The organism is Dictyobacter vulcani (assembly GCF_008974265.1).
Lineage (GTDB): Bacteria > Chloroflexota > Ktedonobacteria > Ktedonobacterales > Ktedonobacteraceae > Dictyobacter > Dictyobacter vulcani.
The window spans coordinates 479,821-494,880 of sequence record NZ_BKZW01000001.1; the positions used below are offsets into that span (position 1 = coordinate 479,821).

Below are 15,060 nucleotides of genomic sequence, written 5' to 3' on the forward strand. Positions count from 1 at the left end.
AGGGGCAGGTTATGCTATGACGCTCATTAGAGAATGTGTTTGCCATGATTCAAATCCTTTTAGTTGAAAGGTAGGTGAGCAGGGGATGCAATCCGCTGAAAAACCCTTATTAAAATGATGCATTGTATATTAACATATTTCCCTGGCATAGGAAATTTTCATTGTTTATCGTATTTATTTGTAACTTTGTGTATATTAATGTTATTATTAATTTGAACACAATGCAACAGATAGGAGTGCCAAAAAAATATTTAATTTTTCTATTGTTTTTGAAGCGCCAGCGATCTTTGTTATATTATTCGTAGTATGCTTAATTATATTATTTGTAGTATGCTTATCTGTGTATATTTACTTTAAAAAGTTCTTTACTATGGTATTTATTGCCCCGTGGAGTAAAGTGACCTGTCCGAGTTGTGGCGCTGAATTTTATCCCGGTGATTGCGCTATCGTATCATATGTTTCAAAGGGAATGGTGCTTAAACCTGCCCCTGAGACGCTCACGCAACATATTCTGGCACGTTTCTTGATAGCCTCGATCAGTGGGAAAAAATATGTCAGGCACCTGGCCGGACGCGAGTGCCCTAATAATGCTTGCAAAAGAATTTTGCCCAATAACCTTGCAGAAGCGCAAAATTATACCATTGCTCTGATTGGGGATGCCTCGGCAGGTAAAAGCCATTACATTGCTTCTTGTATCCATTTGCTCAAGCAGCGTGAGACTTTAGAATTGATTGGTTGCAGTAAAATTGTGGGTCTGGGCGATACCGATGAGATCTATCATACAAAATTTTACAATCCTGTCTTTAACAATTTGCAGCCAATTCCGTTGACCCCCAGGGCGACTTCAGAGGTTAATGATCCGTTGATCTATGAACTGGTCTTTCGCGAGAAAGCCGGGGGCAAATCGGTGAAGAAAGTTAATCTTTTTTTCTATGATTCATCTGGCGAGGATCTGGCGGAACAGTCACGCCTGGTCAAATATAGTCAATATGTCTTAAGAGCCTCCGCGATTATCTTTCTGGCAGATCCTCTGACGATGCCGAATATGGTGAAAGCCTTGCCGTATGACCTCAAGCCAGCAGGGGTGATCCGTGAGCGTAGCTCTGCAGATGTGTTGAACCGTATCATGGAAACATTTCTCAGTGGTCAGGGACTGAGTTCAGGGCATCTATTAACATTCCTGTTGCTATAACCCTCTCGGATCTGCTCAAATATGTGGTGCGTTTCGAGGCCTCTTCTGCCCAATTTCTGCACGAGAGCACATCGACCAATCGCATAAATACCGCCGATTATGCTGCCATTGATAGAGAGGTACGCAGCGTTATTCTGCGCTTTGGCGATAAGGTCCTGGTGCAATCCAGTGAGCTCTTCGACACTGTTTCCTTTTTCGCCGTTTCCGCTACAGGTTGGGCGGCAGAGAAAGGCCATTATCCTATCATTGAGCCATTGCGCTGCCTTGATCCGCTGCTCTGGGCCTTGTGGAAGCTCAAGGTTATTGATGCCGATTAGGATGCTGTAAAAGAAATGATGCTTATGCCATATCCATTCAGAAATGCAATGCTTGTTGCTAAAAAATACTGCGGCAGTTTTTTCATCTGAATGGAAAGAAATAGTAGCTAGACTAGATAGGAAGGACATGCGATGGATCAACTCTGGTATACCTGGTCGACGACTGGCTTAGGCAGCGTCATCGGGCACAGGGTACGGGCCGCCTCGCCGCGCTTGCTCAATCTTCAGGATAAGGTTTATCAAGAGATCGAAAAATATTTACACTATACCTTGCCTGATGATATTAATCCGTATAATATTACCACTGCTTCCTCTCCCTATAGCCTGGCCTACATCGCCACGGAACGTTATGGTCCACTCTTGATGCATCGCGTCTATGCCGGTAAAGATATCTATGGCCGTGCGGGCGTCTTCTTCATCCATGTGCTGGCGAACCTGAACGATATAACTCCTCTTGAGGTGATCGACTCCTGGCATTCGCCCTTCTGGCAGGTCCGCGATAGTCTCCTGTCAGCCGAGCAGGTAGAATTGCCTGCTGTGCAAAAAAGAGATCTTATAGCGGGATCTCTCAGTGTGGCTACGATGATGCGAGAACATATCAACCAGCGCCATTATCAAAAAAATTTGGAGATACTGGTCAGAACTTATCTCACGCTTGAGAACTGGCAGAACGTCTATCTGGAAACATATGCAGCGGATGGTATTCATAGTGCGGCAGAGCGCAATGCCGAGCTTATCTGGGGCCTATTGCATTGTCTGCCGCCGTATCTGGCTAAGCAGGTTACGTTTAGTACATATGAAGGCAAGCTTGAGGACCATCCTGCGACGCAGATTGTCGCGACCTGTTTCTCTTCGCTGGAGAATTTACAGCGCGAGCCATCACATCCAGGCTTTGTCTTGAAATGGGGCTATGGACTGGATGGAAGCCTGCTCCTGCAAGAGGCTGATATATACCAGGATCAGGCTTTACAGAGTTCGCAGAGCGCTGAACAACTGCAAGCGTGCACCACTTATGCTCATGCTACAGTGGAGAAATTTCTATCTGGCAATTTTGAAGATTGGAAGGCAGTACAGACCTTCTTTGATATGACTCTTAGCTGGAAGATCAATAATCTATCCTCTTTTCTGGGGACCTATCAATTATTTTCCGATTATCATTTCAATACTGATAATATCAAGCAGATCTTGCGGCCTGAAAATGCTGTTGTCCTGCTGGCGCAGGATAGTGTGTGCTCTGCGATCCTATCATTTTTGGTTAAGGAAAGCCCGAACCGCACGACATGGTGGGAAGATGCAGGACAAAGGCTATGGATGAATCTTGCTACCTATGCCACCACCAGCAAGGATTTGCCGCAAATCCTTGCTAAATTTGCTACATTTCTCGGCAACGTTATCCGCATCGAGCTGATAGATGGTAATCAGCTTAAAGCCGATGCCTATCTTCCCGTACTGGAAATCATCGCCCCGGCCACGCAACGACCAGAGCTTTGGAAGCAACTACTAACAGACCTTGCACCACGCTTACAAGCTGATGAGCAGCAATATCCCTATGAGTTGCTTGGTGATGACGTCTATCAAATCATCCTGAAAAATTGCGCCTACGTGAGGGATATCTCTAATGAGATGGTTGCTGACTGGCTTCATATTACCTGGACTGACATCGAATCTTTCTGTAACTGGGATATTCCAGGCTCCTGGAAAGTCAAAGCCATTGTACGTCTGATTCTCCATAATCAAGATAAGTTTCCAGTTGATGTAGATCTTGTTGCGATTATCTCTGCCGTCCAGATCTATTATGAACAAGCACTTGTTGAACTTGCTCATGGTGCAGCTCCATTGGCCATCTATCATTTAAAAGCATTGAGCAAAAACGGTTATATGCTCAACTCTTCTGCCGTGGATCGTCTTTTGCAGGCGCACTGTTTGGATGTTAATGAAATCGCGTTGATACTGAAGCAGACCGGAATGGATGTAGATGAATTACATTCTCTCTTTCTTCAGCACTGGGAATATCTTTTATTAGTTGCTCCGGATCAAGCTATTGTGCAAGATTGTGTCGAACATTTTCTGCGGCAGAAGCTTGATATATCCATATTAAAAGCTGCGGGGACAGGCGCAGTGTTGGATACTGTTTTCAATAGTGAACAGTGTCGTTTCGAAGAGCGGGTCGCAGCTAAAAATTGGTGTTTAATTAGACAAACGCTTTTGATTGGACGGGAGGCTGAAGCACGCAAACTGGTCACAAATGAGCAAAAATTACATGCACTGGCCGAAGCTATTACTGTATGCGATTTAGGAAAGAAGAGCACCTATTGGGATGCTTTCTTCCAATACATCACTCCCGCTATTCAGGATGAAGATGATTTACATCGCATCCTTGAAACTATAGCTCCAGTATGCTTATTTTCTATAAAAACTAATTCTATCTACTTTGATTTTATCGAAAGCATTGCTCCTTATGTGAGCAAATCAGATAAAGTAAACAATAATCCCCAGCGCTTGCTGATATATTTGCAATATGTTATTGCCAGGAATCTGGATCAGAAAGAGATAGATCATAATTTTAAGAGAAATGAAGCTTTGCCTCGAATATTTCAGCAACTGCTTCAAAATGCAGATAAAAAGATCTTTGACTATATCAATGATAAAAGGGTATGGGGGACCAATGAGTGGAAGATCTGGAAAAAGTATCTTGGGGATGTACGTCCTGATGGGCCTAACAACATCAAGCGCTTCTTTCCAGGAAAGAAAGAAACTGTGAAGATCGTTGCCATTACGCCAGATCATGCTCTAACTTATAAATCGAAGTTACAGGCACCTGTGGCACCTGTAGGGCTGGCTGCTTACTCCCAGTTTCCGCAATCAACTGTGAAAACAGTGCCTACCGCGCCAAAGAACCCATCTCCAGTAAACATACCCATGCCACAAGCTAAAATCTCCTTGCGTTCATCTGAACAGCATGTACCATCCTCACATATGCTTCCAGACTCAGCGCAAGCGTTACCAGATATATCTTTCAGGTTACACCCCTATGCCTCGTCAGAAGATGAAGAATACGTCGCTTACTATGGATTTATAGACGGGGAAATGCATGGTATTACGTTGAAGGATTTTCAGCGCATAGATAAATTGAAAATTATTTATTTTGATTATGTTGCTGATCGCAATAAAAATCGGCCAGCACATGACAAGCTAATTGAACTTTTGCGAGATCATGAAAGAGAAAGATTGGCATATCACCGAGATGAAAGTCTGAGTATTAATGCAAGCATTAATCTTCTGGCCCGGCAACAATTGTTTTATAATACCGTCTCTGGCTTCGATTTTTACGGAGATGAAAAAATAGTCAACAAAATAAACAATATATGCAAAAAATGCAAAGAAGTGAGCAGTAGCTATAGAAAATTTATTAACAATAAATTATATAGCGAGGATGATTTAAGAATTGTGATAGAAGTTTTCATCCAGGAATACTGGTTGGATTATTGTTTTAGGTATAAAGGCGGAATAAGTAGATGGTTTGACAATGCTGTGGAAAATCATCCTTATACCACTAAAAGATATAAAAATGTTTTAGAACGTTATAGACAGCAAAAAAAGCGGTAGTTATGTGCAAAGGAGTGTTTGATTATTTATGTTGAATGATAAAGATGCTGTGATTGATCAGTTGACTGATCTGGCTAAAGAGGTCGATAGTAGCGATCCAAAAGGCGCTATTCGTTTGACAGAGCTGCGCGATGCAGTTGATGGTGGCAAGTATGCGGATGCTTGGTCCGGTCATAATATTTATAATTTGATTAATATCGATGCTATCGTCAATCGCTATCGTGTGCAGCAGAAGATTGATAATGCAATCATAGGGATTGATTCAGTTAGAAATATTTGTATCTTCTTGCCGCTCTTCTTTACCTGGTGGGCCATTTCAAAGGCGATCCCTGCTTACTATACGCTCGTGACCCAGTATCCCAAATATAGTACGACCCCTTTCTTGCAATTATGGCAGGGTGGCTTCAATAATAATGTTCCCTGGTATGATAGATTGGCTGGCGTTGCCGGAATAGATGTCGTTCTCATTCTTTTTATCATTTGTTTAACGATGGCCTCGTCGATTGTGACCAGTATCTGGCAATTGCAACGGGATCAAAAGGCGGAGGAGTTGCGCGATAATCTGGCGCATGCGCTGGCCGGTGCATCCCTCTTCCTCTCGACCCGTAATCGATCACAGCCGATCAATTTTGTGGATCGCTTCAATACGGTGGTGGATAACTTTAATACGGTGGTGGCTGGCCTTGAGGCGCAGATGAAGGCGGAACGTGTGGAGATGACGCAACTGGCTGAGCGTCAGAAAGCGGAATTTGCCCTCTTCAATGCCTTTAAGTCGTCGCTGGTGACGAGCATGGATAATATTTCTTCCTCTATACGCGATCTCAAACAATCACACAGCGTACTGGATACAACCATTCATCAGCTCATCACTCCAACTCAGGAGGCGGCCAGTCAGCAAAAAATCTTGCTGACGAACTCTAGTAACATTCAGCAGCAACTGACACGGCAGGCGAGCGCCCAGGAAGCAGTGGTCGCGCAGCAGAAGCTATGGGGTGAGAAGCTCAATACCGTGCTGACGACTCTGGATGGCACAGTCAATGTGGCTAAAACCCTGGCTGGCAATGTCGCAAAATATACTGACGAGCAGAAGGATTTGGTCACGCAACTTCATAAGGAGCACGATGCTCAGGAACAATTGGTCTCGTCTATCCTCAAGAATACGAGTTCTATGGATAGCATCATCAAACAGATTGACCGGAGTGTGGCCGATATCAATGGTGTGACCGTGAACATGAGCGAAGTTGCGCGGCGTATCGCAGCCAAAGTACCTGTCTGATCGAGCAAGCAAGTAAGAAAAGAGAGGATCAAATATGCTGCGTCCTGTACAAAATAGTCCCGTTCTGTTGGCTGGCTGGCTTTTTGCCGACTTATTGCTTGGCTTGATGGTGATCTTTCTGGCCGCCATTCCTGGTGTGCCGCCGCCTTTGCCTGCCGCGCCACCCAAACTTATTGTTATTCCATCAATAGTGAGACCTGCTAACGAGCAGGAATGCTCGGCTGGCAATGTCAATACGCCGCGTTGCGTGGGCCAATTAACGCTTGCTGAGAGTCCTGATTCGAAGGTGTCCGTCAAATGGTCGCTGCAGAGTGATATCAGCGATCTTATTCACTATAGCTATACCATTGACAACACAAAATATACCCAGACCAATGGGACCATCAATCCTGGTGAAAAGGTTACCATTAATCTGTCAGCGGTGCCTTGCCAGAATGGTTCCTTTACGTTCACAGGCACTGCCAATGCCGTGCCTGTGACTGCACTCTGGAAGTGTAGTGCTAAACCTGATCGTCTGGAAACGGCATACAAGCAGATGCGGTTTGCCAATGAGGATACGCAGGGTATTCTTGACGGAAATCAGGATGCCATTAATAAATTAGTGCAAGATATTAAAGCTCGTCCTGAATTGCGTGGTCGCCGTGTTGGTCTGGTCATTGTCGAAGGCGGTACGGATGATAATAATATCGGGCGTGCGCAGGATGTTGCTAGAAAAGTATACTCGATTCTAAGAGATTTAGGCAAAAATGGCTTTGCACCTTTTGCTGATGCTGTGCCTTATCAACCGCTTTTCAATACTGCCGAAACCAATGATGTCGTCATTATTGATGTCTATCTCTTCAAAATAAACTCATAGCGACGCATACTCATAACCTTTACAGTTAAGGTTATGCATGTATCCAGGTTGCGGCGAGCTGATCGAGTTCGTGGTCGATGCGTGCGTGGGCTACGCATTGCTCCGTGTTGGCTTCAAAGAAGGGGAGCAGCCTTGCTTCATATTGTTCTTCGCTGGTGATGCTGGCGATCAATCGAGCATATGCTGAATCCTCTTCCTGGCTTCTTTCTCCTGTTACTCCGTTGAGGATGAAGTAGGTGTGGTAGTCGCTGGCGTTGACTTGAAACTGGGCCTCCGGTACGCTCCCGGTGATGGCGAATGAGGACATCCGGGGATTATGGTGCCAGGTAGCGAAGCTGAGTAGTGGGCGATAGGCTGGTGGTAGCAGACAACTCAGGGCGGCGATCCATAGTGCGACCTGTTCGGCGCTGTCGATGATGATAATCGGTCGTCCCCTCTCTTCTAGATGGATGACTGCGGACATCAGGGCTGCGAGGGTCTGCCGTGCAGGTTCTTTTTGTAGCAGCATCCAGACCTGTTCAATGTCGAATGAAGGATCGACATCCAATTCTGGCAGTACCGCTAGCTCTGTTTGTTCGTCGCTGGCTGTTTTTTGCCAGAATGGACTTTGCCAGAAGAAGATGGGGGGGATGCTGGTGAAGAGATCCGGTGGCATGATCAGCGAATGGGCGAAAAAGTTTCCCGGTCGTCCATAGTTATCATTGCCGCAAGATTGGCTGTTGATCAACAGACTGCTCTCCGCATTCTGATAGTAGTAGCGCAAGGCGATGGGATGACGCTCGACCTCGAAGACATCCATGCCCGCCGGTATGCGATAGGCGAGCAGGCGCGCAAGCATATTCTGGTCGGACGGCGTAATCGCGGGGGACATAGCTTTGACCTGAAAACCTGCGTGTCCGCTGCCATGGCTCGTGTATGATGTGTAATAGTGTTGCCGGATCGCCATCTTTTTTCTCTATCCTCTCCTGCACATGAGCATCAGTCGAGCCTGAGTTTGCTGTCGCTGGGATGCTGGATTTTGAGATTGTCGTAGGCGCTATCCTCTTCCGCATATAATTTGCAGAAGGTGTACGCTTCATATTTTCTGTCTGGCAGTGGGAAGCTGAGTCCTTTCTTTATATGTATAGGACCTTGGATACGCCATAGTCGTTCTCCATCGGTCTTTTTGGCTGGGAGGCGGTCGCGACGTACAACCAGTGAGAGGGAGGGCACGGTCCCTGGTGTGGGCGCATAAATATGGAGCGTGCGTTTATTGCCAAGTAGCGCTTTCTTGATTTCATAGCTGAGTTCCAGTTTGTTGGCTAGCCTGGCCTGTATCTGGGCTCCCGCGGAAGAGATGATTTGTTGATCCTGACGGATCGTGTTTGTGATACGTATAAAGTAGTCCTGCTGTTCCTCGCCGCGAATATCAAAATAGCCAAAATTAGTATATTCGGCACGCGTGATTGTGCGTGAAAAGACCATTTTTCCATGCCATCCATCATATGTATAGGCTAAGGTGACCTCCTGACAGGTTGGCGGCCAGTCCCATTGCAGGCGCAGGGCACTGCCGAGATTTTCCGCCCGTAGATTCTTCACCTCGTCGATACAGGCGTAATGGACCTCCGCTCCGATATAGGCCATGCCGCCAAAGCTGACCACAGGCGTATAGTAATAGATGCCCTGGTTGGACCATTCATCGCTAAGGCTGTCGCCCTGTCCCTCCAGGATATTTCCATGGTGTTGTAATTGCTCAATGGAAATGATTTCGCCCGCGGCCATTTTTGTGCTACGTTTACTTTTGAGGATGACGACTTTGCCTTTGGACGGTGCCTTCCATTTGAGTTGCACTCGATAGCCTTGTGCTTGCCGTTCATTGCTGATATCCAACTCCATGATGACGGCAGGTGGAGCTTCGGGTCGTGCCTGGATAACTTTTCCTGCTGAGGTCAATGTTTGACCCTGATTGCTAAATTGGCTAAAAATCTTATAGTAATAGGTGCGCCCATTCAGTACATTGGTATCGATCAGTCGTGAGTTTTCGCTGAGCATGAGGCGTTGCCCATCATCTATTGTGCGTGGTGCCAGATTCTCTTTTCTGATCACAATGATGGTCTGTACGTTAGTCGGTGCGCTCCATTTCAGGATAATGTGCTGATTGCCGACCTCGATAAGCTCATCCTGGATATCCTGTAGCAGGAAGATGGGCGTGCTGAGTAAAGCTGGCTGTGAGGCACTGATCCCTTCACATTCAGTAAAAATGGCATAGTATAGGGGGACGCCGATTTCGGCCCGCGTGTCATTGTAGGTAGTGGCGCTTACAGTTGCCAGTAGCGTACCGTCGCCGGGCGAGATGGGCTGCTTGTGCGCTTTGCAAACAATCTGATAGCGAACGCCTTGTGTCGGTGATTCATTCCAGGTGAGAATGACCAGGGTGCCATTGACACGGGATTGCAGGGCTGCCGCTGGCGTGGGTGGCATCTCACTGAGCAGTTTGCGTGCTTCGGCATAGTCGCTACACATGCGCAGTGCCATGCGATAAAGATTGGCTTTTTCTTCGCGATCCCTGGTAGATTGGGCCGTATTGAGCAAGTTGCGTGCTTGAGTTATGCCATCATCGATGCGCTTCTGATTGCTTTTAGCCTCGGCGATCTGGTTGTGATTGCTGTCGAGATAGCGTTTGGCCGCGAACAGTTGCCTGTCTTCGATGAGTTTTTCCAATTGTTGCTGGAATGCTTGTTGTTCCTGACGTTGCTTGTCCAGTCTGGCTTGATAGGCGTTGATTTTTTGCACGCGCTCATCTGGTTTTGCCGGACCCCAGAGCGTGGCAGCCTCGTCTAACAGGCTTTGTGCGGTCGCTAGATCCTGAGTATGTAGAAAATTTTCGAGCAGGTCGTCAACTCGATAATGATTACCGATGGCGAAGCCACAGTCGCCGCAATAGATACCATCAGCCTGTACCGTTGTTCCGCAACTGGGACAACTAGTGAGCAGTTCCAGGTTACAGCTCTGGCAAAATTTACGGTTGGGCTCGTTCATATGTTTGCAGCGTCCGCAGCGAAGTAACTTCGTCGCCTGTGGTTGTGGTTTGCTGGCCGGCATATGTATAAACCAGCCGCGCTTGCGTGCACGCTCGATTAACTTCTCGCGAGCCACCTCCTCATTCCAACCAGCCTTGCGTGCTTGCTCCAGAAAAACCTGTTCTTGCTCTGGCGTCACTTCTTTAAGCATGTTATGACTGATAGACTCTGAGAGATGCTTTAGGATTTCTTCCAGTGTGCTTAGATGGACACTCTCGTCATAGCTGCGCCGCATCTCTGCTGTTTTGAAGATTACTCTGGCCTGTCCCGCCAAATCCTTTTTGGCATCAACCTCTGAGGATGGTTGCCGTTTTGCCATATCATTATAAAGCTTTTCGGCGGCCTGTAGCAGGTGTTCGTTGGAAATAGTACGATCGAGTCCCAGCACTTCATAGAGGGTAGACATATTCAGAATAGATAGTGATTCATTAATTTTCTTAAATGTAGAGGGTTCAAGTGGTTGGATAGCTGAAGTCGTGCTGGTTGCCGGGCTGGGGCTTGTTTTTACAGGGACTGACAACATTCCACGGATATCCTGCTCGCTAAGCATCGGGTAATCTTTGATCAATGTGGCGAATTCATCTGGTTCGATATAGCCTTTGGGAGTAATGAAATCCAGGCGCTTTTGCAAGCGTGAACGCGCCTCGCCCTGGGCGGAGGCGCGTTCGATACGGGCTGCCTGCGCCTGCTTCTCGCGTTCCAGTGGCTTCTTGAGCATCTCGTAGCCCTTAAGCTGAGCCAGGCTCTGCCTGGCAATCAGTGCTGATTTTCCCACACCATTTGCCTTACGAGTCCACTGGTTCCTCTTCTCGCGTACCCTTTTCTCAAAATCCGCCTCATTCCAGGGAGCATCAGGGTTAATATCGAGCAAAATAAAATAATTAGTTGTTGGCTGTGTTGTACTCATATGTTATCTATCTCTTAAACTGGCATTCCGGCAATCTCCTGGGCGATGGTACTGAATGTTTCGCTCAGGCTGTCCAGGTTGGTAAAAAAGCTTTGTTCAGATGAGGAGGCAATCTGGTTCAAAAAATTGCGGTTCGCCTTGCCAAAGCCGATGGCGATAATCTCGATTTGCTCTTGATGACATCTTTTGGCAACTTGAATCGCTGCTTTTTGATTGACCCATGCCCCATCGGCCAGCACTACAGCATAGCGCAATCCACTCACCCCATCAAAGAGACGGGAAATTTCTTTGAATGGATGAGCCAGGTTGCCGTAACCGGTACGTCCGATGATCAGTTCATCGATTGCACGCTTGATTTTAGTGGCATCATGGGTCGCTTCGAGATCGACATAGACCTGATTCGAGAAGGAGATCAAGCCAATTGAGGTGTATTCCAGATCACTTTTGAGCACAAAGTCTCTGGCGGCCTGCTGCGCTTTTTTAAGTGGCTGTCCTCTCATGCTTGCCGATAAGTCAAAGGCCAGATAGACCGTTCGTGGCTGTGGTGCTACCGGTATGACTGGCGGCTCAAGGAAACGCCCAGGGATATCGGCTGGCAGATCTTCGATCTTGAGGGTCAGGGGCTGCCCGGTACTCTTTTCGATGGCTGAGACATTGACCACACCATTTTTATCATAGGAGTAGGTAATGTCGAGTTGGGTGATCCTGCTCGCAATTTTAGGGAAGTTGATGAAAACGTACAGGCCAAGGTAGGTGCAGTCCTGTGGATTTTCACTTTCGCCCTGCGTCAGGAATACCTCCAAACGCGTGTCGCCCCCTCGTCGAACTTTCATTTGATAGGGCCGAGTTTGCGTGGTGGGTATAGCCAGGTTTTTTGGGATAATAAAGCTATTGATGTATTGTGTTTTATTTGTATTTTCAGCGATCAAGCCGAGGCTGTGCGCGATAACATCGGTTGTCTTCTTGCGTCCCGCCAGTCGGAAGTGCAGAGAGGGCTTGTCACGTTGCTCTAGCTCCATGACTGCCTGGATCGCTGCACCCAGCGCAACCGCTTCGTCAGGATTGATCCCACTCATAGGAGCTTTCCCTGACATTTGTTCGATGAATGTGCGCACGACTGGCATGCGCGTGGAGCCGCCGACCGGTAGTACGCCATTGATGTCGGACCATGTGAGATGCGTAGCGCTCAGCACACGCTCAGTGAGGAGCTTCGTCTTCTCCATCAGATCATGCGTGATGTCTTCAAAGAGCGTGCGTGTGACCGTATAGTTGCCGACTTGCCCACTACCCTGGATACGGATGGTAGCGCTTTGCCGTATCGAGAGCGTATGTTTGAGTCGTTCGGCCTGGACACTCAGGTCGTTCAACTCCTCATCATTCAACTCGATGCCATATTCTTGTTCGAACTGGGTGGCGAGGTAAGTAATCAGGCTATCGTCCCAATCTTTGCCGCCCAGCTTATGATCGCCATCGGTTGCCAGTACATTCAGTTCAGCGTCCGTGATTTCAACCAGCGAGACATCAAAGGTGCCACCACCCAGATCATAGACCAGTACGCGTTGCGCCTGGGCGTTGGGACGTAGGCCATAGGCCAGCGCAGCCGCGGTCGGTTCACTGATGATCTTGAGTACATTGAGGCCAGCTTTTTGGCCCGCTTCAATGGTGGCAGTTCTTTGCAGATGCGTAAAGTAAGCAGGCACAGTGATCACCGCGTCGGTCACAGGCGTGCTTAGATACGCCTCGGCCTGTTCTTTCAATTGGCGCAGGACCAATGTAGAAAGTTTCGTTGGCGTATAGTCTTCGCCATAGAGTGATAGTAAAAACTCACTATCGCCCATGCTACGCTTGAAAAAAGCCACGGCATCCTTATCACCATTGGCCTGGGCCTCTTTAGCACTTGCTCCGACGATAGGACCATGGGCTGTAAATTGAACGACGGATGGGGTCGTGGCCTTACCATCCTCATTGGGAATGATCTCTGGTTTGCCCTGTGCATTGACATAGGCAACCACCGAATAAGTGGTTCCCAGATCGATGCCGACAACAGTACTCATGCGATGACTCCGCGCTGCTTCTAATGTTTTGCTATAACTTATGTGAAAAATGAGGATGCAAGGGATCGGGGCTACTTATGAAATAACCAGGCGACTGGAGCGCTTTTTGGCTTCTGCTGCCTCTTCCTGGGTGATGCCACGTGAGGTCTCAATTTCAATTTCGATTGAGGCGTTGCTGACCGGTTCGCGTCCAATAATATGCAGGCGTCCCTCGCGGTTGAGATTGAAGGTGACCTCGATGGGATGATCCACGGATAGGTGTGGTGGTAGATGCAGGACAGCATTGCCGATCTCTTCACCCAACGTGAGATCTCTAATTATGGTGTCGGTTCCCTTATTCTCCAATACCTTGAGTTCCACCGTTTCTTGTTCTGCTTCTTCGGTATAGAAGGTTTGTGTGTTGGTGGTGGGCAACGGATCATTTGCCAGCACGAGGTTATAGATAATATCCTCTTTAGTGCGTGGATCGAGCACGATGATGCCAAAGCTGTGACTGGCAACATTGGTGACGGACATATCATTGTATTTTTTGACCGCATGCAATTTTAGCCCGTTATCCTGTGCTACCTCTTGCTGCGCCTGCTCTACGATGGTCTCGGGGGTGGTTTCGAGATTGACATTTTTCTCGTCTTGTCCGGTCAGTTCGGCGATTTTAACCGTAATTTTCTCATCTATAGCGAGCTTGCGGCCGTAGACGGCGGCACCTTTCGCGACGGCTTGATCTGGATCGAACATCTTGACGGGAATATTAAAAGTATTCTTGAGCCGCTCTGAAACCTGCGGCATCTTGGTTGAACCACCGACCAGGAGAATCTGATCGAAATGGTCATAGCCACGAGTCTGAGCGGCCTTAATGGTGGCATTGGTGAAATCGATTGTTTGCTCAAGCAAAAAATTAGTCAGCTCATCGAATTTTTCGCGTGTGAGGGTGATGCCGATGCGTTTTCCAGCATGGGCTACTGCCACGGCGGTCTCCTTACGGGCCGTCAGAGAATGTTTGCCTTTTTCGGCGAGCAGCCATAAATCCTGGAGCGTCTCTTCGTTGTCGCTGGGATCATCGTTGGAATCCGCCTCACTCATCCATTGATCGGCCAGATAGCGTACTACCGCTGCATCCCAGTTGCGCCCACCCAGGGTATGATCACCGCCAGTCGCCACTACCGTAATTGCGCCATTTTTGATCTCAATCACAGTGATATCGAAGGTACCGCCACCTAGATCATAGACCAGTACCACCTGATCCTGCTCATTCTGGAGGCCATACATCACTGCTGCCGCAGTGGGCTCGTTAATGATTTCTTTGACGTTAAAGCCTGCGATTTCGCCTGCTCGTGTGGTGGCGTCGCGCTCGGCGATACCGAAGTAGGCAGGACAGGTAATCACCACATCCTTGACCGGAATACCGGTGTTTTGCTCGGCATCAACCGCCAATTTGCGCAGAATATAGGATGAGATTTCTTCGGGGGTATAGTCGATCCCATTGTAGTTGAAGCGCCATTCGGTTTCACCCATGTAGCGTTTGATCAGTTCACTAACCTGCGTGGGAAAAAGGACTGCGTTGTTCTTGGCCTCTTTACCTACAATGCGGCTATCATCGTCAAATTGTACAACGGATGGGGTGGTTAAATCGCCTTCCAGATTCGGGATAACGACGGGCTTGCCAAATTCATCAACATAGGCAATACAAGAATAGGTGGTACCAAGATCGATGCCGAAGACGGTTGTTACTGTCTGATCGCTCACTTTTTTGTCTCCTCACGAGAATATAGATGAAATAGTTATTTCATATGCTG

Annotated in this window: 9 protein-coding genes; 5 read left to right on the plus strand and 4 right to left on the minus strand. The window is 47.6% G+C overall.

Annotated features, from left to right (window positions below):
• Positions 1–370 precede the first annotated feature (370 nt).
• The 5 genes from KDW_RS01975 to KDW_RS32170 all read left to right on the plus strand — a co-directional run bounded on the left by KDW_RS01975 (position 371) and on the right by KDW_RS32170 (position 7,247).
• A complete protein-coding gene (locus KDW_RS01975; RefSeq protein ID WP_162004876.1) occupies positions 371–1,192 on the plus strand; it encodes a TRAFAC clade GTPase domain-containing protein in 822 nt (273 codons plus the stop codon).
• 23 nt (positions 1,193–1,215) lie between these two features.
• Positions 1,216–1,509, plus strand: coding sequence for a hypothetical protein (locus tag KDW_RS01980; protein WP_151754411.1), 294 nt, complete (start codon positions 1,216–1,218; stop codon positions 1,507–1,509).
• 132 nt (positions 1,510–1,641) lie between these two features.
• Positions 1,642–5,115: a GAP1-N2 domain-containing protein gene (locus KDW_RS01985; protein ID WP_151754412.1), complete on the plus strand. Its 3,474-nt coding sequence runs from the start codon at positions 1,642–1,644 to the stop codon at positions 5,113–5,115.
• A gap of 28 nt (positions 5,116–5,143) precedes the next feature.
• Entirely contained in the window at positions 5,144–6,391 is a 1,248-nt protein-coding gene (locus KDW_RS01990; protein ID WP_151754413.1) for a hypothetical protein, read from the plus strand.
• A gap of 34 nt (positions 6,392–6,425) precedes the next feature.
• On the plus strand, positions 6,426–7,247 hold the full coding sequence (locus tag KDW_RS32170) for a hypothetical protein (protein WP_151754414.1): 822 nt from the start codon (positions 6,426–6,428) through the stop codon (positions 7,245–7,247).
• A gap of 31 nt (positions 7,248–7,278) precedes the next feature.
• On the opposite strand, the gene KDW_RS02000 is transcribed toward KDW_RS32170, so the two are convergent.
• From KDW_RS02000 to KDW_RS02015, 4 genes are all read right to left on the minus strand, one after another.
• Positions 7,279–8,193 (minus strand): GAP1-N2 domain-containing protein, encoded by a 915-nt coding sequence (locus KDW_RS02000; protein ID WP_151754415.1) that lies wholly within the window; start codon positions 8,191–8,193, stop codon positions 7,279–7,281.
• 32 nt (positions 8,194–8,225) lie between these two features.
• Positions 8,226–11,213, minus strand: a complete 2,988-nt coding sequence (locus KDW_RS02005) for a double zinc ribbon domain-containing protein (protein WP_151754416.1) — start codon at positions 11,211–11,213, stop codon at positions 8,226–8,228.
• A gap of 14 nt (positions 11,214–11,227) precedes the next feature.
• On the minus strand, positions 11,228–13,267 hold the full coding sequence (locus KDW_RS02010; RefSeq protein WP_151754417.1) for an Hsp70 family protein: 2,040 nt from the start codon (positions 13,265–13,267) through the stop codon (positions 11,228–11,230).
• Between the two features lie 75 nt (positions 13,268–13,342).
• Entirely contained in the window at positions 13,343–15,010 is a 1,668-nt protein-coding gene (locus KDW_RS02015; protein ID WP_151754418.1) for an Hsp70 family protein, read from the minus strand.
• Positions 15,011–15,060: the final 50 nt, after the last annotated feature.